The organism is Micromonospora sp. NPDC049801 (assembly GCF_040656575.1).
Lineage (GTDB): Bacteria > Actinomycetota > Actinomycetes > Mycobacteriales > Micromonosporaceae > Micromonospora.
Genome location: NZ_JBFAMS010000017.1, coordinates 43,969 through 61,208, shown reverse-complemented (window position 1 = coordinate 61,208; position 17,240 = coordinate 43,969). Strand labels below are relative to the sequence as shown.

Annotated in this window: 12 protein-coding genes; 9 read left to right on the top strand and 3 right to left on the bottom strand. The window is 74.4% G+C overall.

Annotation, left to right across the window (positions count from 1 at the left end; translation table 11 throughout):
• Positions 1–111 precede the first annotated feature (111 nt).
• Positions 112–519: a hypothetical protein gene (locus AB0I89_RS27030; RefSeq protein ID WP_357132455.1), complete on the top strand. Its 408-nt coding sequence runs from the start codon at positions 112–114 to the stop codon at positions 517–519.
• 170 nt (positions 520–689) lie between these two features.
• On the opposite strand, the gene AB0I89_RS27025 is transcribed toward AB0I89_RS27030, so the two are convergent.
• Positions 690–3,440: a cellulose binding domain-containing protein gene (locus AB0I89_RS27025; protein ID WP_357132452.1), complete on the bottom strand. Its 2,751-nt coding sequence runs from the start codon at positions 3,438–3,440 to the stop codon at positions 690–692.
• 407 nt (positions 3,441–3,847) lie between these two features.
• Between AB0I89_RS27025 and AB0I89_RS27020 the strand changes: the two genes are divergently transcribed.
• The 3 genes from AB0I89_RS27020 to AB0I89_RS27010 all read left to right on the top strand — a co-directional run bounded on the left by AB0I89_RS27020 (position 3,848) and on the right by AB0I89_RS27010 (position 5,638).
• The gene (locus AB0I89_RS27020; protein WP_357132449.1) at positions 3,848–4,534 is read left to right on the top strand and encodes a BON domain-containing protein; all 687 of its coding nucleotides are present in this window, start codon (positions 3,848–3,850) and stop codon (positions 4,532–4,534) included.
• 61 nt (positions 4,535–4,595) lie between these two features.
• The gene (locus AB0I89_RS27015) at positions 4,596–5,093 is read left to right on the top strand and encodes a redoxin domain-containing protein (RefSeq protein WP_357132446.1); all 498 of its coding nucleotides are present in this window, start codon (positions 4,596–4,598) and stop codon (positions 5,091–5,093) included.
• Positions 5,090–5,638, top strand: coding sequence for a thioredoxin domain-containing protein (locus AB0I89_RS27010; protein ID WP_355051378.1), 549 nt, complete (start codon positions 5,090–5,092; stop codon positions 5,636–5,638). The genes AB0I89_RS27015 and AB0I89_RS27010 overlap by 4 nt, the downstream gene beginning before the upstream one ends.
• Before the next feature lie 13 nt (positions 5,639–5,651).
• Here AB0I89_RS27010 and AB0I89_RS27005 read toward each other — a convergent pair whose 3' ends face one another.
• Entirely contained in the window at positions 5,652–8,366 is a 2,715-nt protein-coding gene (locus AB0I89_RS27005) for a LuxR C-terminal-related transcriptional regulator (protein WP_357132738.1), read from the bottom strand.
• Positions 8,367–8,547: 181 nt separating this feature from the next.
• Between AB0I89_RS27005 and AB0I89_RS27000 the strand changes: the two genes are divergently transcribed.
• The 5 genes from AB0I89_RS27000 to serS all read left to right on the top strand — a co-directional run bounded on the left by AB0I89_RS27000 (position 8,548) and on the right by serS (position 13,968).
• Positions 8,548–8,994 carry a hypothetical protein gene (locus AB0I89_RS27000; protein WP_357132442.1) on the top strand — a complete coding sequence of 149 codons (447 nt, stop codon included), beginning with the start codon at positions 8,548–8,550 and terminating at the stop codon, positions 8,992–8,994.
• Positions 8,991–10,133 carry an alcohol dehydrogenase catalytic domain-containing protein gene (locus AB0I89_RS26995; protein WP_357132439.1) on the top strand — a complete coding sequence of 381 codons (1,143 nt, stop codon included), beginning with the start codon at positions 8,991–8,993 and terminating at the stop codon, positions 10,131–10,133. Before AB0I89_RS27000 ends, AB0I89_RS26995 begins: the two co-directional genes overlap by 4 nt.
• 51 nt (positions 10,134–10,184) lie before the next feature.
• Positions 10,185–11,459 carry a saccharopine dehydrogenase NADP-binding domain-containing protein gene (locus AB0I89_RS26990; protein ID WP_357132436.1) on the top strand — a complete coding sequence of 425 codons (1,275 nt, stop codon included), beginning with the start codon at positions 10,185–10,187 and terminating at the stop codon, positions 11,457–11,459.
• A gap of 25 nt (positions 11,460–11,484) precedes the next feature.
• Positions 11,485–12,585, top strand: coding sequence for a MerR family transcriptional regulator (locus AB0I89_RS26985; RefSeq protein WP_357132433.1), 1,101 nt, complete (start codon positions 11,485–11,487; stop codon positions 12,583–12,585).
• A gap of 96 nt (positions 12,586–12,681) precedes the next feature.
• Positions 12,682–13,968, top strand: a complete 1,287-nt coding sequence (gene serS / locus AB0I89_RS26980; RefSeq protein WP_357132430.1) for a serine--tRNA ligase — start codon at positions 12,682–12,684, stop codon at positions 13,966–13,968.
• A 60-nt stretch (positions 13,969–14,028) separates the two neighbouring features.
• Here serS and AB0I89_RS26975 read toward each other — a convergent pair whose 3' ends face one another.
• The gene (locus AB0I89_RS26975) at positions 14,029–17,172 is read right to left on the bottom strand and encodes a discoidin domain-containing protein (protein ID WP_357132427.1); all 3,144 of its coding nucleotides are present in this window, start codon (positions 17,170–17,172) and stop codon (positions 14,029–14,031) included.
• Positions 17,173–17,240 lie beyond the last annotated feature (68 nt).

The window sequence follows — 17,240 nt, the reverse complement described above, 5'->3', positions numbered from 1 at the left end:
GTTTGCGCGCCACCGGCCCGGGGCACTGCGCAGTCAGCGAACCGTGTCGCGCTGGACGGACGCCGAGGTCCGAAGTGGCCGGCGGCTTCGGCACCTGAGGAGGTAACCACGATGTTCGGAACCAACCTACTGGACCGGCGAAGTAAGCCGGAGCGGATCGCGGACCAGGCGTGGGAGCAGCTGCTCTCCGCCGTCAGCTCCGCGGGCGACAGCGTCCGGGACACCGCGCGGTCGGCCCGTCGCAGCAGCGGCGACCTCGCCGACGGCGCCGGTGACCTGGTGGGCTCGGCGGCGGAGGAGGCACGGCGTCGCGCGGCGCGCGCCTTCGACGCGCTCGCCGGACGCCAGCCGGCGCTGCCGTGGACGCTGCTGATCGGCGCCGCGCTGGTCGGCGCGGCGGTCGGCTGGGCCGTCGGCTCCGCCGCTCGCGCCGCCGGCAGTCGAGACGACCGCGCGGTGGACGACGTCGAGTTCGTCGACGTCGACCGCCCCAACTCCCCCGTCGGCCTGGACGACTAGCCACCGGTACACCGAGCGGGCCCCGTCGACATCGCGTCGGCGGGGCCCGCTCGCGTACCGGTGGCGGTGCTGGGCGGAATGTGCGCCCGGTCCGCCGGGGTGCCGGACCCCTCAGGCAACCCCGGCGGACCGGTGTTCTCGGGTGGCCCGGACGACGCCGGGCCACCGGGTCAGCGACTCGTGCAGCTCACCGAGGCCGGCGGCGAGTTGGTGCCGGTCCAGGAACCGAGGAAGCCGATCGTGGTGCTGGCCCCGGGGGCGAGCGCGCCGTTCCAGCCGCTGTCCACAACCGAGACGACCGCCCCGGTCTGGGTGTGGGTGCCGCCCCAGAGCTGGCTGACGCGCTGGCCGTTGGGGAATGTCCAGCCGAGCGTCCAGCCCGCGATGGGCCTGGTGCCGGGGTTGCTGACCACGACCTCGGCCTGGAAACCGCCCGTCCACGAGCCGGTCACCCGGTAGGTCGCCGCGCACCCACCAAGCGGAGGCGGCGTCGTCGGAGGCGGCGTCGTCGGAGGGGGCGTGGTCGGAGGGGGCGTGGTGGGAGGTGGCGTGGTCGGAGGGGGCGTGGTCGGAGGCGGCGTGGTGGGAGGCGGCGTGGTGGGAGGCGGCGTCGTCGGCGTGCCGCCGGTGCGGTCGGCCACCAGGATGCCGCGACCGTTGGTGCCCAGGTAGACCCGCCCGTAGACCCGGGGATCGCCGGTCAGCGCCTCGGTCGGGTTGCCGTACTGGTGACGGTCGTCGTTGACGCGTACCCACGTCGTGCCGCCGTCGTCGGAGCGGTGTACGCCGGGCTGGCCGTCCACCGTGCCGTAGAGGAAGACGGCGGGGTTGGTCCGCCCCGGCGCGGCCTTGCCGAACCCGACGTTGCCGGAGGCGCTGACGCCGCCCAGCTTGGTGAAGCTGGCCCCGGAGTCGGTGGACCGCCAGAGCCCGCCCGGGCCGGCCAGCCACAGCTCGCCGGCCTTGCCGGGCAACGCCTTGAAGCGCACGTCGGAGGTGGGCAGGCCGGTCGCCGCCGTCGCGGTGAAGCTCGCTCCGCCGTTGGTGCTCAGGTAGAGCCGGCCGCCGCTGAAGCCGTAGAACCGGTTGGGGTCGACCCGGTCGGATTCGATCGTCGCGTTCGCCGGAATGCCCGTGGACGGCGCCCACGAGTTGCCGAAGCCGACCGCGTAGACGACGCGTTGGCCCGCGTCGCCGGGCGACCAGACGAACCGGCTGCCGTCGGCCGCCGCGGCGACCGTGCCGCCGGCGTTGACGCCCGACGGCTCGGTGCCCTGGAACCAGGTGGCCCCGCCGTCGGTGGAGAAGGCGACGTGGCTGTCGTTGGGCCGGTCGGAGTCGGTGAAGTTGCCGGCACGCACCAGCACGGCGGGCTTGCTCTCGGCGTAGTCCAGGCTCGTGGTGCTGGTGAAGACCGGCTGGGTGAAGAGCATCGACGGAATGGTGTCCAGGTCGGTGTGCCGGAAGCCGCCGACGTCGCCGAGCGCGCTGATCAGGGGTGCGCCGCTGGGTGGGCTGACCAGATCGAGGACGGCCGTCTCCTCCAGGCCCCGGACCATCGGCCGGATCGTGAACTGACCGCCGGTGTCCCACTTGGTGAGGTCGGTGGTGCCGTAGATGGTGGCCCCGGTGCCGTACATCATGCGGTTGGAGTCGTGCGGGTCGATCTCCACCGACTCGTTCATCCAGCCCAGCTTGGGGGTCTCCTCGGGGGGCGCCGGGTTGGTGCCGAAGGTCAGCCAGGGCACCGAGCTGATGTCCATGGTGTAGCGCTTGGACCGCTGCGGGTAGCTGGTGAAGTCCCAGATGCGGGTCCAGCTCGCCCCGCCGTCAGTGCTGCGGAAGAAGATCGCGTCCGGCCACCAGGAGACCTGGGTGGCCACCATCAGCGTGTTCGGGTGCTGCCGGTCGATGGTCAGCCCGCTGTAGCCGAAGTAGTCGTCGCCGCTGGTGGAGGGGATCGGGCTGATCCGCGTCCAGGCCCCGGTGGACCGGGTGAACTTCCAGACGTCGCCCTTGCCGCCGTCGTACGGGCCGCCGGTGTCGCTGGTGGCGATGTAGAGGTGACCGCCGACCGGGTCGACGACGCCCTTGTGCGCCAGGTAGCCGGTGGGTTGCCCGGGAATCCGCGCCCAGGTGACACCACCGTCGGTGCTGCGGTAGACCGGGTTGTCCTTGTCCGCCACACCCACATAGATCGTCTGCGTGGTGGTGCCGGCGGCGCCGGTGCTCTTGTCGAAGCTGACCCAGGTGAGGCCCTGGTTCTGCCCGTTGTAGCCGTTCGGGTCGCTGGGGTCGGCCCGGTAGTTGCCGACGTTCGGGAAGGCGGTGACCTTGGCCCAGGTCGCCCCGAAGTCGGTGCTGCGCCACAGCCCGTTCCCGCCCTCGGCGGCGTAGTAGAGGGTGCTGTTCCGGTTGGGGTCCACGGCCAGCCGCTCGCCCATGCCCCGGCCCGGCATGTTGCCGCCGTTCTTGAACGGCAGCTCGGTGACCTGCCAGGTGGCGCCCTTGTCGGCCGAGCGCAGGATCGCGCCGTTGTTCGGGTCCCAGCCGTTGGTGTACATGCCGACCGCCGCGTACACCCGGTTGGTCTGCACCGGGTCGGTGGCGATGCTGACCACGCCGTTGTAGCCCCAGCGGTCCGCGCCGACCCAGTCGAGCAGCGGCGTCCACGACTGGCTGGACTGCTCCCAGCGGTAGGCCCCGCCGATGTCGGTCCGGGCGTAGATCAGGTTCTTCTCGGTCGGGTTGAAGACGATGCCGGGCACGAAGCCACCGCCGCCGACCGGGACGTTGCGCCAGGTGTACGCCTCGGCGGCGGCCGGTGCCGGCGCCGATCCCGCGGCGGTGATCGGGACCGCCACGACGGCCGTGGCGACGGTCAGCGCCGCCACGACCACGCTGGTCAGTGATCTGGGCATCTGCGTTCCTCTCCGGGGGTGGGGGCCCGGGAGTCGGGATCGACCGGGGTGGCGTCGCGGCCCGGGGGACGAGCACGGCGGCGCGGGGACGGGTCGACCAGAAGTGGCGCGTCGGGGCCCGGGGGACGGACGACGACGCGGGGGGACGGATCGGAGCTGCCCTGGCTCCAACCACCCGACGCGAGGCTCCCGCGATCGAGGAACGCACTCACCCTAACCGATCCGACGCCGCTATGGAAGCGCTCCCAACACTGCTGGCGAGCCCGCCACGCACGCAGGTCCGCAGGGTGGCCCCACCCGCATCGGGTGAGGACGGGTAACCCGCCCGGCCGGCAGGATCGGACCTCGGCGGGCCGGTCACGGCCAACACCCGGTCCGCCAGGCACGCGAGCGGATGGGAGGGGCAGATGGCCATCGCGACGATCACGCGCACCGACCAGGACATCCAGTCCGCCGTCCTCGACGAGTTGACCTGGGAACCCCGGGTGCAGCCACACGAGATCGGCGTGACCGTGGCCGAAGGCGTCGTCACGCTGAGCGGACGGGTGGACAGCTACGCGAAGAAGTGGGCCGGCGAACGGGCCGCGCACCGCGTCGCCGGTGTCCGGGCGGTCGCCAACGACCTGACCGTGCAACTGGCCGGCAGCGACGAACGCGCCGACCCGGACCTGGCCGGCGCGGCCAGCGACGCCCTGGAGTGGGACGCGTTCGTACCCATCGAGAAGCTCCAGGTCACCGTCTCGGCCGGGTGGGTGACGCTGCACGGTGAGGTCGAGTGGGAGTACCAGCGCCGGGCCGCCGAACGAGCGGTGTGCCGGCTGACCGGCGTCCGTGGGGTCAGCAACGGCATCACCGTCCAGCCGAACGCGACGCCGGACGGCGTGAACCTGGCCGGGAAGATCGTGGACGCGCTGGCCCGGGCCGGCGCCACCGAGGCCGAGCGGATCACCGTCCGGGTGCACGGCGACACGGCGGTGCTCGCCGGGTTGGTGCACTCCATGCCCGAACGCGCCGAGGTCGAGCAGGTGGCCTGGTCCGCGCCGGGCATCCGGGAGGTCCAGAACCACATCGCGGTCGCCCCGGTGCTGCGCTGAGCGCGGGTACCACCCGGGACGGGTGAGTCCGTCTCACCCGTCCCGTCGGCAGGCTGGTGGCATGAGTGATCCGAACGGGCTGATCCAACCCGGGCACCCCGCCCCCGGCTTCACCCTGGCAAGCACTCCGGACGGGCGTCAGACCGGCCCCGAGCAGTTCCGGGGTCGGCCGGTCGTCCTGGTCTTCTATCCCGCCGACTGGAGCCCCGTCTGCGGTGACCAGATGTCGCTCTACCAGGCGGCGGCGCCGGTGTTCGAGCAGTACCAGGCCATGGTGCTGGGCATCTCGGTGGACAGCATCTGGTCGCACCGGGCGTTCGCCGAGAACCAGGGCATCACCTTCCCGCTGCTGTCCGACTTCGAGCCCAAGGGTGAGGTGTCCCGCCGGTACGGCGCGTACACCTCGCGGGGTGAGTCGGCCCGCGCGCTGGTGGTGCTCGACCAGGCCGGGACGGTGGCGTGGAGCTACCTGTCGGCTCCCGACGTCAACCCGGGCGCGGACGGGATCTTCGACGCGCTGGACAACCTGACCAACGAGCGGAAGGTGATGGCCCGATGACCACGCCACTGCAGGTCACCGCGCGGCTGCGCGAGCCGCTGACCGTCGAGGACCACGTCCGCGGGCCGTCCGACGCCGCGGTGACCATCATCGAGTACGGCGACTTCCAGTGCCGGTTCTGCGGTGCCGCGTACCCGAACCTGCACGAGCTGCTGCGCCAGCGCGCCGACACGGTACGGCTGGTCTACCGCTACTTCCCCATCGCCAATGTCCACCCGTACGCCGAGCGGGCCGCCGAGACGGCGGAGGCCGCCGCGGCGCGCGGCAAGTTCTGGGAGATGCACGACTGGCTGTACGAGCACCAGGACCAGTTGGACCCGGTGCACCTCTCGCTCGGCGTCGAGCAGCTCGGGCTGCCGACGGACGAGGTGAACGGCGAGGTGGACCGCCGGACGTACGCCGACCGCGTACGCCGGGACTTCGTGGGCGGGATCCGCAGCGGGGTCAACGGCACGCCGACCCTGTTCGTCAACGACGTCCGGCACGACGGCGGGTACGACCTGCCCGACCTGCTGGCCGCCGTGGACGCGGCGGCGAACGCCTGACCCGCTCCGCCGCTCAGATCAGCCGCAGCTCGCGCGCCCGCCGGACCGCCTCGCGCCGGCGGGTCGCGCCGAGTTTGCGGTAGATGTTGCGCACGTGCGTCTTGACCGTGTTGACCGACAGCGACAGCTCGCCGGCGATCTCCACGTTGGACAGGATGCTCTGCAGGTACCGCAGGATGGTCAGCTCCCGCTCGGTGAGCGGCTCGTCGAGCAGGCCGCCCGGCTCGACCGCCGGCCGGGCGGCGCCCTCCTCGACGCCCCGGACCAGGTCGCCGACCAGCGGGAAGTGCGCGGTGCCCGCGTCGAGGTGGGCGGCCAGCAGGTCCCGGACCGACGGTTGTGCCCGGGTGAACGCCCGACGGGAGCCCTGCGGGCCGGCCAGGTCGAGCACCTGTTCGAGGACCCGCCTGGCCCGTCGTCCGTCCCCGGCCCGTTCGGCGAGCACCGCCTCCAGCAGCCCGGCGTCCAGGCGTACCGACAGGGGCCAGGCTGCGGCCGGCGGCCCCTGCCAGTCCGGTAGGGCCCGCCCGGCGGCGCCGAGGTCGCCGGCCCGCAGCTCGACCCGGGCCAGAACCACGTCGAGCGCCGGGGTGGCCGGGTCGCCGGCGACGTCCGCGAGCAGGTCCCGGGCGGCGTCCAGGTCGCCCCGCTCGGCGCGGGCGTCGGCCTCGGCGGCCCGGAGCAGACTCGACAGTTCGGCGGCGGCCGGCTCGTCGGGCAGTGCCTCGCGCGCGCCCACGAGCAGCCGCTGGGCGGCGGCCGGGTCACCGGCGTCCCGGGCCAGACCCGCGCGGCACAGCGCGAGGACCGCCGCCGCCACCGGCTCGTCGCCGGGCTCGTCGGTGGCCGGTGCGGCCAGCGCGAGGTTCGCGGCGGCCTCCTCGGGCTGGTCGCGGTGCAGGGCCACCGCCGCCAGGGCCAGGTACGCGTAGCCGCAGTCGAGCCGGCAGGACCAGCCCCGGCAGGGCGGCATGCCCAGCGCGTCGTGCGCCGCCTGCTCCGCCGCACGCAGGTCACCGCGCACGGCGAGTAGTAGCGCGGTGCGGCTGGCGGCGACCAGCTCGGTACGCGGCCGGCCGGCCTCCCGGGCCGCCGCCCGGGCCCGGACGAACCGGGCGTCGGGCAGCCCGCCGGCGGACATCCCGACCAGGCCCAGCGCGGTCCCGGTGAACGCCCGCAGGTCGGCGTCCCCGGGCCGCGGGGCGTCGGTCAGCGGCCCGGCGGGCGGGCCGTCGGGTGAGCCGGCGGTCGGGGCGGCCGTCGGGCGGGTGCGCAGCAGTCGGGCTGCGGCCGCACGGGTCTGCGGCAGGTCACCGGCGAGCCGGGCCAGGGTCAGCTCCAGCGCGGTCGCCAACCGCAGGAACCGGTCCCGCCGTGGCGTCGGCAGCGCGTCCGCGTACGACGCGGCGGTGCGCAGGTGGGCGGTGGCGGCGCTCAGGTCGCCGGCGTACGCCCGCTCGGCGGCACTGGCGAGGGCCACCTCCGGATCGGCCTCGACCGCCTCCGGGGGCGCGGACGGCGGCGGCGGGCCTCCGACCGGGTCGTGGTCGTAGCGGGTCAGCTCCGGCCAGTGCGCGACGAACAGGTCGGCGGCCAGGTCCCAGCGGCCGGCGGCGAGGGCGTGCCGGAGGCCGTCGGCGGGTCGGCCCGCGCCGGCGTACCAGTCGGACGCCCGCGCGTGCAGCTCCCGCACCTCGTCGGCGGGCAGCCGGGCCAGCTCGGCGCGGAGCAGGTCGGCGAGCAGCGGGTCGCAGCGGTACCAGGGTGGTCGGCTGTCCTCCCGGCGTAACAGGCCGCCGGCCCCGGCCAGGTTTGCCAGCGCCTGCTCGGCGTCCGCGCGGCCGGTCAACGCCTCGGCCAGCTCGGCGCAGACGCTCTCGGCGAGGGCCGTACGACGCAGCAGGTCCCGATCGGCCGGGTCGATCGCGGCCAGCACCTCCTCGTGCAGGTAGCCGGCGATCTCCGGCTGGTCGCCGCCGAACTGCCCCACCCACCGTTCCGGGTCGGGCTGGCCGCGCAACGCCAGCGCGGCGATCCGCAGCGCGGCCGGCCAGCCTCCGGCGCGCTCGCGAAGCCGGTGTACGGCGGCGGCCGGCAGCGGCGCACCGTGCGCGGTCAGCAGGTCGGCCACCTCGTCGTCGGTGAAGGCCAGCTCGTCCGTGCCGACCTCGGTCAGCTCGCCGGCGAGGCGTAGGCGGTGCAGGGCCAGTGGCAGCCCGGCCCGCGCGCCGACCACCAGGCGCAGCCGCTGCTCGGAGTGCCGCAGCAGGAACTCCAACCCGCTCAGCGCGGCCGGGTCGGTGATCCGGTGCAGATCGTCCAGGACCAGCAGTACGGGTCGTTCGGCGGCGGCCAGCCCGGCCGCCAGCAGTTCCAGCTGGTCGGGGCGCGGCGGGCCGGTCGGCAGGGGGGCGACCAGGTCGTCGTCCGCCGCGCCGGTGGCCGTGCGCAGGGCCGCCGCCAGGTACGCCCACAGCCGGTCGCCGTCGTCGCCGACCTCCACCGAGACCCACGCCGGCGCTGGGGCGTCCTCGGGTTCGGTCAGCCGTACCCAGGAGGCGAGCAGGGTCGTCTTGCCCCACCCGGCGGGCGCGACAACCAGGGTGACCGGCCCGGCGCTGCCCTCGTCGAGGCGGCGCAGCAGGCGCGGCCGGGCCACCACCGGCTCGGGCGGCACGGTCGGCGTCAGCCGCGACGACAGCAGCGGACGCTGCTCCCCCGGCCGCACCGCCGCCGTGCCGACCCGTGCGGAATCCTGCTGTTCCGGCACCCGGCCCCCACCCCCACCGCCCGCGTTCCGCCCCCCGGTCGGCGAGCGGTTACCCGGCGGGGGCCGGTTCACCCCTTCCGGGCGAGCCCGCTTCACCCGGGCCCGACCGACGATCGGGGGACGTGGACCGGGAGGACCGATGGGACGCAGGAGACGGCTGGCACGGGCGGGATCGGCCCTCGGCGGCGGCGCGTTGGCCGGGGCGGCACGGCTGCTGCGCGTACCCCGGTGGCGTGGCCGGTCCGGCGCGGACCGCGACCTCACCGCGGCCGGGTGGGAGGTGGTGACCGTGGACCGCCCCCCGGAGCAGGTGCTTCCCGACGGCCGGTGGCCGGAGCCGTTGCGCCGCCTGGACGGCGTGGTGGAGGTGCGGGTGCGGCAGGCGCCGGGTGAGCGGGGCACCGAGCTGGCCGCCCGGCCACTGGCCCGTGCCGCCGCGACGGCAGGCCTCGCCGCCCACCTCGTCGGCGACGATCCGCGCCTGCTGGTCCGGCGGACCCTGCGCCAGGTGAAGCAGCGCGCCGAGGCCGGCGAGGTGCTGCGCGCGGACCGTTCGGCGCTGGACCGCCTGAGGGTCCCCGGGTGAGGGCGCTGTGCTGGGTGGCCGCCGACGAGCTGGCGGTACGCGAGGTGCCCGACCCGGAGTTGCGCAACGAGCGGGACGTCATCGTCCGCGTCCGCCGCAGCGCCACCTGCGGGGGTGACCTGCCCCTGCTGGCGGGGCGGGACCCGCTGCTGCGCGCCGGTGACGTGCTGGGGGCCGAGTTCGTGGGCGAGGTGGTCGAGGCCGGGCCGGCGATCCGGCGGCACCGGATCGGCGACCGGGTGGTGGTCGGCGCGGGCGTGGCGTGCGGCGGCTGCTGGTACTGCCGCCAGGGGCGGCACTCGTGCTGCGACAACTCCGCCGTCGACGTGCCGAGCGTCGATCCGGGCCGGGAACGTCCGGACGCCGGCTGCTTCGGCCGGCCCCGGGCGGCGGGCGGCTTCGCCGGTGGACACGCCGAGTACGTGCGGGTGCCGTACGCCGACGTCGGCGCGTTCCGGGTGCCGGACGCGGTCGACGACGACCGGGCGCTCTTCGCCGCCGACGCGGCGCCGACCGGTTGGCTCGCGGCCGAACTGGGTGAGGTACGACCCGGCGACGTGGTGGCGGTCTGGGGGGCCGGCGCGGTGGGCCAGTTGACCGCCCACGCCGCCGTGCTGCGGGGCGCGGCCCGGGTGCTCGTCGTCGACCGGTACGAGGAGCGCCTGCGGATGGCCGAACGGCACGCCGGGGCGGAGCCGCTGGACTACCGCCGGGCCGATGTGACGGCCGAGCTGCGCGAGCGCAGCGGTGGGCGGGGCCCGGACGTGTGCGTGGTCGCGGTCGGTCCGCCGCCGCCCCGCTCGGTCGTCGACCGGTTGGCCGGCGGTGGCCGCCCGGACCCGGTGCGCGAGGCGGTGCACGCCTGCCGCAAGGACGGCGTGGTGGTGGTGCTCGGCGGCACCGACGGGTCCGTCGACGGGTTCGCCCTGGGCACGGTCACCGACAAGCGGCTCACAGTGCGCGGGGCCCGCCGGCCGGACCTGCGGGACGTACCGATGCTGCTGCACCGGATGGCCCGCGACGAGCTGCGGACCGAGCACCTGGCCACCCACCGGTTGCCGCTCGCGGACGGCCCCTCGGGGTACGCGCTGTTCGCCGACCGCGCCGACGGCTGCGTCCGGGTCGTGTTCACGCCGTGACCCGCCCTCGCCGGATCGGCGCGCGACGATGACCGGTGGCAGACTCGGAGGATGACTGGCGAGCGGGCGTACGACGTGGTGCTGTTCGGCGCGACCGGCTTCACGGGCGGGCTGACGGCCGAGTACCTGGCCCGGCACGCGCCGCCCGGGTTGCGCTGGGCCCTGGCCGGGCGGGACCCCGCTCGCCTGGCCGCCGTGCGGGACCGGCTCGCCGCGATCGACCCCGCCCTGGTCGACCTGCCGCTGCTGCACGCCAACGTGGGCGACGCCGGGTCGCTGCGGGTGGTGGCCGAGAGCGCCCGGGTGGTCGCCAGCACCGTCGGGCCGTACGTCCACCACGGCGAGCCGCTGGTCGCGGCCTGCGCCCGCGCCGGCACCGACTACCTGGACATCACCGGCGAGCCGGAGTTCGTCGACCTGATGTACGTCCGCCACCACGCCGAGGCGACCCGCACGGGCGCCCGGCTGGTGCACGCCTGCGGGTTCGACTCCGTCCCGCACGACCTGGGCGTCTGGTTCACCGTCAAGCACCTGCCGGCCGGCGAACCGATCACCGTGGACGGTTACGTGCGCGCCGGCGCCCGGTTCTCCGGTGGCACCTACCATTCCGCGCTCACCGCCTTCGCCCGGACCGGGCAGGCCAGCCGGGCCGCCCGCGCCCGCCGGGCGGTCGAGCCGCGTCCCACCGACCGCCGCGTCCGCGCGGTACCCGGCCGGCTGGCCCGCTCGGCGGAGCTGGGCAGCTGGACCGTGCCGCTGCCCACCATCGATCCGCAGGTGGTCCGCCGGTCGGCCGCGGCCCGCCCGGAGTACGGGCCGGACTTCCGCTACCGGCACTTCGCGGCGCTGAAGCGGCTGCCGACGGTGCTCGTCGGCGCGGTGGGGCTCGGCGCGCTGCTCGGCCTGGTGAAGGTGCCGCCCACCCGGCGGTGGCTGCTCGGGCGGCTCGCCTCCGGGCAGGGGCCCAGCGCGCAGCAGCGGGCGTCGTCCTGGTTCCGGGTCCGGTTCGTCGGCACCGGGGGCGGGCAGCGCGTGGTCACCGAGGTCGCCGGCGGCGACCCGGGCTACGACGAGACAGCCAAGATGCTCGCCGAGTCGGCGCTCTGTCTGGCGCTCGACGACCTGCCGCCGACCGCCGGCCAGCTCACCCCGGTCACCGCGATGGGCGACGCGCTGCTCGACCGGCTGGTCCGCGCCGGGCTCACCTTCCGGGTGCTGAAACGGGACGAGGTCGCAGCCGGCTCGTCGGCGGCGGGAGCGACACGCGATGCGGCGGCCGGAGCGACACGCGACACGGCGGCGCGTGGGACCGGGCCGGCCGCTTGACCCTCAACCAGGTCGAGGGGGCAGGATGCCCGACGTGGTGAGCGACCTGCACAGCATCGGCGAGTTGGCCCGCGCCAGCGGCCTGACCGTCAGCGCGCTGCGCTTCTACGACTCGGCGGGCGTGCTGACGCCGGCCCTGGTCGACCCGGTGACCGGCTACCGCTGGTACACCGACGCGCAGGTCGCCCCGGCCCGGCTGGTCGCCGGGCTGCGCCGGGTCGGTATGCCGGTGCCCGACATCGCCGCCGCCGTCCGCGCCGAGCCGGCCGAGGTGCACCGGCTGCTCGACGCGCACCTGCGCCGGCTGACCGACGGGCTCGCCGACGCACGCCGTGAGATCACGCGGCTGCGTACCCTGGTCGATCCGGCCCCGGCCGTGGTGACCACGCTGCTACTCTCCCCCGCCGAGCTCACCGCCGCGCTCGACGCGGTCCGCTTCGCCGTCGGCGTCGACCCGGAGCTGCCGGCCCTGTCCGGGGTGCTGCTCGACGTCGAGCCGGACGGGGTGCGGTTGGTCGCCACCGACCGGCACCGCCTCGCGCTGGCCCGAGCCGGGGCCGCCGTCGACGGGCCGCCCGTGCGGGTGCTGCTGCCGGTGGACCTCGTCGACCGGCTGCGCCGGCTGCTGGACACCGACGACGGGCCGGTACGACTGACGGTGGCCGGGCCTGAGCTGCGGGTCATGGTGGCCGGCCGGACGCTCACGGGCGTCGCCCTGCCGTACGACTTCCCGGACTACCGGCGGCTGCTGCGCGAGGCGGTCGGCGCGCGGCCGGCCGCGTACCGCATCCCGGTGGACGTGGTGGCCCTGCGCGCCGCGCTGCGCGACCCGGCCGCACCCACGCTCGCCCGCGAGTACGCGGGCACGCCGCTGGCGGTCTCCGTCCTGGGCCTCGACGAGGCGGGTGGCCTGCGGCTGCTGCACCCCACCGAGCTGACCGGGCTGCCCGCCGATCCGAACGGCGAGCTGCGGTTCGGGGTGAACGGCGCGTACCTGCTCGACGCGCTGGACGCGGCCGGCGGCCCGCAACTGGTGCTGGAGCTGGACGGGCCGATCGCCCCGCTGGCCGTACGCCGCCCGGACGACGAGGACACCTTCTCCGTCCTGATGCCGATCCGGTTGTAGAAACCCCTCGCGCTCCCCGTCCCCGGGTGGAAACGTGCGCGACGGTAACATCTGATGGTTCACCAGTGAACCCCGGACGGAGGCGTACGGAGCAGCATGCTCGACATGGAGTTGATCCGGAAGGATCGCGAGGCGGTGGCGACCGCGCTGGCGAAGCGACTGGATCCCGCCGAGGTCACCCGATCCCTGGACGAGATCCAGCGGCTCGACCAGGAACGCCGCGCCCTGATCACGGAGATCGACGCCGAGCGGCAACGCCGCAAGGCCGAGGCCCGGGCGTACGCGCAGGCCAAGCGCGCCGGCACCGAGCCGCAGGTCTCCGCCCCCGAGGCGGAGCGCAAGCAGCTCGCCGACCTGGAGTCCCAGTTGGACGAGGTGCAGGCCCGGCTGCGCGACGCGATGAGCGAGCTGCCGAACCTGCCCGCCGACGACATCCTCCCCGGCGGCAAGGAGGCCAACCGGGTCGTCAAGACCTTCGGTGAGCCACCGGTGATCGAGAAGGTCCGCGACCACGTGGAGCTGTCCCGGGCGCTCGGTCTGGTCGACTACGAGCGCGGCGTCAAGCTCGGCGGCTCCGGCTTCTGGATCTACACGGGTGTCGGTGCCCGGCTGGAGTGGGCGCTGCTCAACTACTTCGTCGACCAGCACATCAAAGCCGGGTACGAGTTCCTGCTCCCGCCGCACCTGCTGCTCGACTCGGCCGGGTTCGCCGCCGGCCAGTTCCCCAAGTTCTACGACGACGTCTATCACCTGGACGCCGCCTCCGCGCCGCGTGGGCAGTTCCTGCTGCCCACCTCGGAGACGGCGATCCTGGGCGCGTACCAGGACGAGATCCTGGAGACCACGAAGCTGCCGTTGAAGGCGTTCGCGTACACGCCGTGCTACCGCCGCGAGTCGGCCGGGTCGCACTCGGACGAGCGCGGCACGGTGCGCGGGCACCAGTTCAACAAGGTGGAGATCTTCCAGTTCACCCTGCCAGAGCAGGCGGACTCGGCGCTGGAGGAGATGCTCGCCCACGCCGAGAGCCTGGTTGAAGGGCTGGGCCTGCACTACCAGCGCACGCTGCTCTCGGCCGGCGACGCCAGCGCCTCGATGAAGAAGACCCTCGACATCGAGGTGTGGATGCCGAGCACGGGCAAGTACAAGGAGGTCTCGTCGGTCTCCTGGGCCGGCGACTACCAGGCGCGTCGGGCGGCCATCCGCTACCGCGAGCCGGGTGGCAAGCAGACCCGCTTCGTGCACACCCTCAACGGCTCCGCCCTGGCCACGAGCCGCCTCTTCCCGGCCATCCTGGAGCAGTACCAGCAGGCCGACGGCAGCGTCCTGGTCCCCAAGGTCCTCCAGGACCGTCTGGGCACCGACCGGCTGACCCCCCTGCGCTGAGTCAGTCGGCGGCGGGGCTGGTGCGATCCGCACCAGCCCCGCCGTCGTTTGTTCGAACTTTCAGGCGGCGAACACCTCCACGGAGGTCAGCCGGGCGTCACCGGGCTGCCAGTCGGCGACCGCGACCGCCAGGTACCGCGCGGAGGACGTGGTCGTGACGGTGGTCTCGGGCTTCGGCTTCGGCACCGAGGCGACCGTCTTGTAGCCGAGTCCGTCGGCCGAGGTGGCCACGGTGATCGGCCGCCGCCGACCGGGCGTCCAGGTCAGGCGGACCGAGGCCAGTTCCCGCGACGATCCGAGGTCGATCACCATTCGGCCGTTCGGGCCCGGTTGCCAGGCGGTCCCCGGGTCGCCGTCGACGGCGGCCGACGGGTCGGTCATGCCGGCCGGCAGCGGTGACGTCGGGTAGGTCGTCCGAGACCGGGCCAGGTCGCTGGTCGGCGTCACCGTTGCGCCCGCGAACGCGACGTCCTTGCTGTGTCCGGCGGGAACCGTCAGCCGCTGGCGGGCGCCGCCGGCCGCGGACTCCACCTGCACCTTCACGATGTGCCCGGCGGGCGCGGTGACTCGGACCTGGTGCGAGTCGGTGACGTCGAACCGGGTACCGGCGGGAATCGCCTTCTCCGGCTGTGCCGCGGTCACGGTGAAGCGGGGCGGCTCGACGCGTGCGGTCGCGGCGGCAAGGTCGACCTGGTAGGTCGTGGTCCCCGATCCGGTGACCTGGCTTCCGTGGTACAGCCGCAGCGTGGCGGGCTGCGAAAGCGTGACGGCCGCCGCCGTGATGGCGCTGTCGGACAGGTTGAACAGGCTCAGGTATCCGTCCGCGTCACTCACCCGCAATGCCTCCGGACCGCCGCCGGGCAGGGTTCGCGACGCCGCGGCGGCCAGGGCCGGCCGGCTCGCGCCCGCGTACCCCTCGATGATCAGCCGGGTGCTGCCGGTGGCCGGCCCGCTGGACAGGGTGACGGTGGTGGCGGTCACGGTGATCGGGTTCTGCGCGTTGTGGACCACCAGACCCGCTCGTCCGTCGATGTCCAGCCAGGAGCCGGCGATGGTGGGGCTGTCCGGCACCGCCGCCGCGTCGCTCCAGTCGGAGCCGTCGAGAGAGGTCTGGATGACGTAGCGGGTGCCGTACGCGGACTCCCAGTCCAGGCGTACGCCGCTGATGTCGATCGGCTCGCCGAGGTCGACGGCGAGCCAACTGTCCACGCGGGCGCGTTCCTCCCGGGCGACCGCCCAGCGGGTGCCGGGATTGCCGTCGGTCGCCCGCGCCGCGGGGTAGGCGGGGTCGGCGGACGAGGCCGTGGCGGTCCGGCCGGCGGCGCGGTCGACCCCACCGGCGTCGAGCACGGCGAAGGTGAACAGCGAGTAGCCGTACTGGGTGGCGGGGGAACGGCCGAGCATCCGCACGTACCGGGCGGAACGAGACGCGAAGCTGATCTGGTCGGTTCCACCGTCGCCGACGCCCGATTGTCCGGCCAGGGTGACGGATCCCTGTTCGCCGGTGAAGGTACGGGTGCCGGTGAGCCCGGGTACGCCGGGCATGTCCAGGTTGAACAGGGTGAGCGTGCCCTCGTCGGCACTGATGCCGGTGGTGGCGTACACGACCGTACCGGTGGGTAGCGTGACGTATCCGGCGGTGCCGTCGGCGACGCGCAGAACGGTCGCCGTGGCGTCGACACCGTCCCGGGCCACGGTGTACGCGGCGGAGGTACGGCCGAGGACCGGCGCGGACTGCCTCGGCAGCAGCGAGGCGGCCCGGGTGTCGAACAACCAGTTGTCGTGGGCGGGCGCCCACTGGAACGAGACGAATCCGGTCTTGCTGACCGCCGCGGCGAACGCGGCCGGGGTTTGTTGGGCGGTCAGCCCGGCCTGCTCCCCGAAGTCCCGGGTGCCCGCAGCCGCCGCGAAGAACGTGGTGCTGGCGACCGGCTGGACCACGCCGCCGTTGGCTGCCCGCCGGGAGTGGAACAGGTAACTGATCGCGATCTCGGCCCGGGCCTCGGGCTCGTACTTCGGCTCGCCGCTGAACTTGGTGAGCCGATTCTCGGGTGGGTAGTTCAGGTAGGGCATGAGCCGGTCGGCGAGGTCCGCCTCGGCCCGGGCGGCGTGTCGGTCGCCCTGGACCTGCGCGAGGAAGGCCAGCGGTAGGACATCACGGCCGTACAGGTGGTAGCGGTCCGCGACCATCGGCATGAAGGGTTCGCCGGCGTCGCTGGCCAGCAGCCGCATGGTCCGCCACAGTTGGTCGCCGCTGGGCTGCCGGGTGAGTGCCTCGGGAAGCGGTTGGCCGGCGGTCAGGAAGTGCGCCGCGGTACGACCCCCGGTGCGCCACAGTTCTTCCTGGTAGTGCGGGCCGAAGGAGCCGTGGTTCTCGACGAGGAACGTGTCGTGGATGTTGTGGGCGGTGTTCCAGTCCGCGATCGCCCGCCCGTCGACGACGGCGGGGTTGGCGCGGTCGGCTGCCGGTAGTCCGGTCGCGTTGAGCGTCCACATCGAGAACCGCTCGCGCCACGCCGCGGCTGCGGGGTCGTCCGGCGCCCAGGCCAGGCCGGGAGCGATCGCCTGTGCGTAGACCCCCATCTCCTCGAGCTTGGTGTCACCGATCCAGCCACCGGTGCGGCCGTTCGGCGTCCAACTGCCACTCAGTGGGTCGTTACCGGTGCCGAGGGAGTGGGCGTACGCGGCCTGTCCCCGGGCGATGCGGTCGACGTTGGTGCGGGTCACCTCGTCCAGGTCGGACCAGAGCAGTCGGGCGGCCAGGACGAAGTACAGCTCGAAGGTGCTGTCCCAGAAGAGCTGTCGGCCCCACTCGGTGCCGCCGGCGAGCCGGTTGGTGGCCGCGAACCGGCGGATGGTGGCGATGGTACGGGCGTGCAGCGTGTCCCGGTCGACGCCGGCCGCCGCCGGGTCGTACCCGGGCGAGATGAGCAGAACGGCGTTACCGAGGACGACCGCGAACCTGAAGTCCGCGAGGCGGTACGCGTTGATCGCCGGATCCCACTGCTCCTCGGCCCACCGGGTGTGGGCGAGCAGCAGCGAGTGGTAGGTGTGGGCAACCGGGCCGGTGGCCGCGGCCGGTGGCGTGGGGGCGGCCGACGCGGCCTGGGCGGCGGCGGGTCGGGCGATGGCGAGTCCAGCGCCGATGGCGCCGCCGAGGATGAGCAGCCGCCGCCTGCTCAGCTCGAATTCGGAGATACGCATGGTGGCCCTTCGGTGGTGACAACGTTGTCAGCCAGGCTCCGACGATCGCTTCCGGATGTCAAGACCCA

What these genes read in the sequence shown, in the direction of transcription:
- AB0I89_RS27030 (WP_357132455.1), top strand. Translation starts at nt 112, where the DNA reads ATGTTCGGAACCAACCTACTGGACCGGCGAAGTAAGCCGGAGCGGATC.
- AB0I89_RS27025 (WP_357132452.1), bottom strand. Translation starts at nt 3,440, where the DNA reads ATGCCCAGATCACTGACCAGCGTGGTCGTGGCGGCGCTGACCGTCGCC.
- AB0I89_RS27020 (WP_357132449.1), top strand. Translation starts at nt 3,848, where the DNA reads ATGGCCATCGCGACGATCACGCGCACCGACCAGGACATCCAGTCCGCC.
- AB0I89_RS27015 (WP_357132446.1), top strand. Translation starts at nt 4,596, where the DNA reads ATGAGTGATCCGAACGGGCTGATCCAACCCGGGCACCCCGCCCCCGGC.
- AB0I89_RS27010 (WP_355051378.1), top strand. Translation starts at nt 5,090, where the DNA reads ATGACCACGCCACTGCAGGTCACCGCGCGGCTGCGCGAGCCGCTGACC.
- AB0I89_RS27000 (WP_357132442.1), top strand. Translation starts at nt 8,548, where the DNA reads ATGGGACGCAGGAGACGGCTGGCACGGGCGGGATCGGCCCTCGGCGGC.
- AB0I89_RS26990 (WP_357132436.1), top strand. Translation starts at nt 10,185, where the DNA reads ATGACTGGCGAGCGGGCGTACGACGTGGTGCTGTTCGGCGCGACCGGC.
- AB0I89_RS26985 (WP_357132433.1), top strand. Translation starts at nt 11,485, where the DNA reads ATGCCCGACGTGGTGAGCGACCTGCACAGCATCGGCGAGTTGGCCCGC.
- serS (WP_357132430.1), top strand. Translation starts at nt 12,682, where the DNA reads ATGCTCGACATGGAGTTGATCCGGAAGGATCGCGAGGCGGTGGCGACC.
- AB0I89_RS26975 (WP_357132427.1), bottom strand. Translation starts at nt 17,172, where the DNA reads ATGCGTATCTCCGAATTCGAGCTGAGCAGGCGGCGGCTGCTCATCCTC.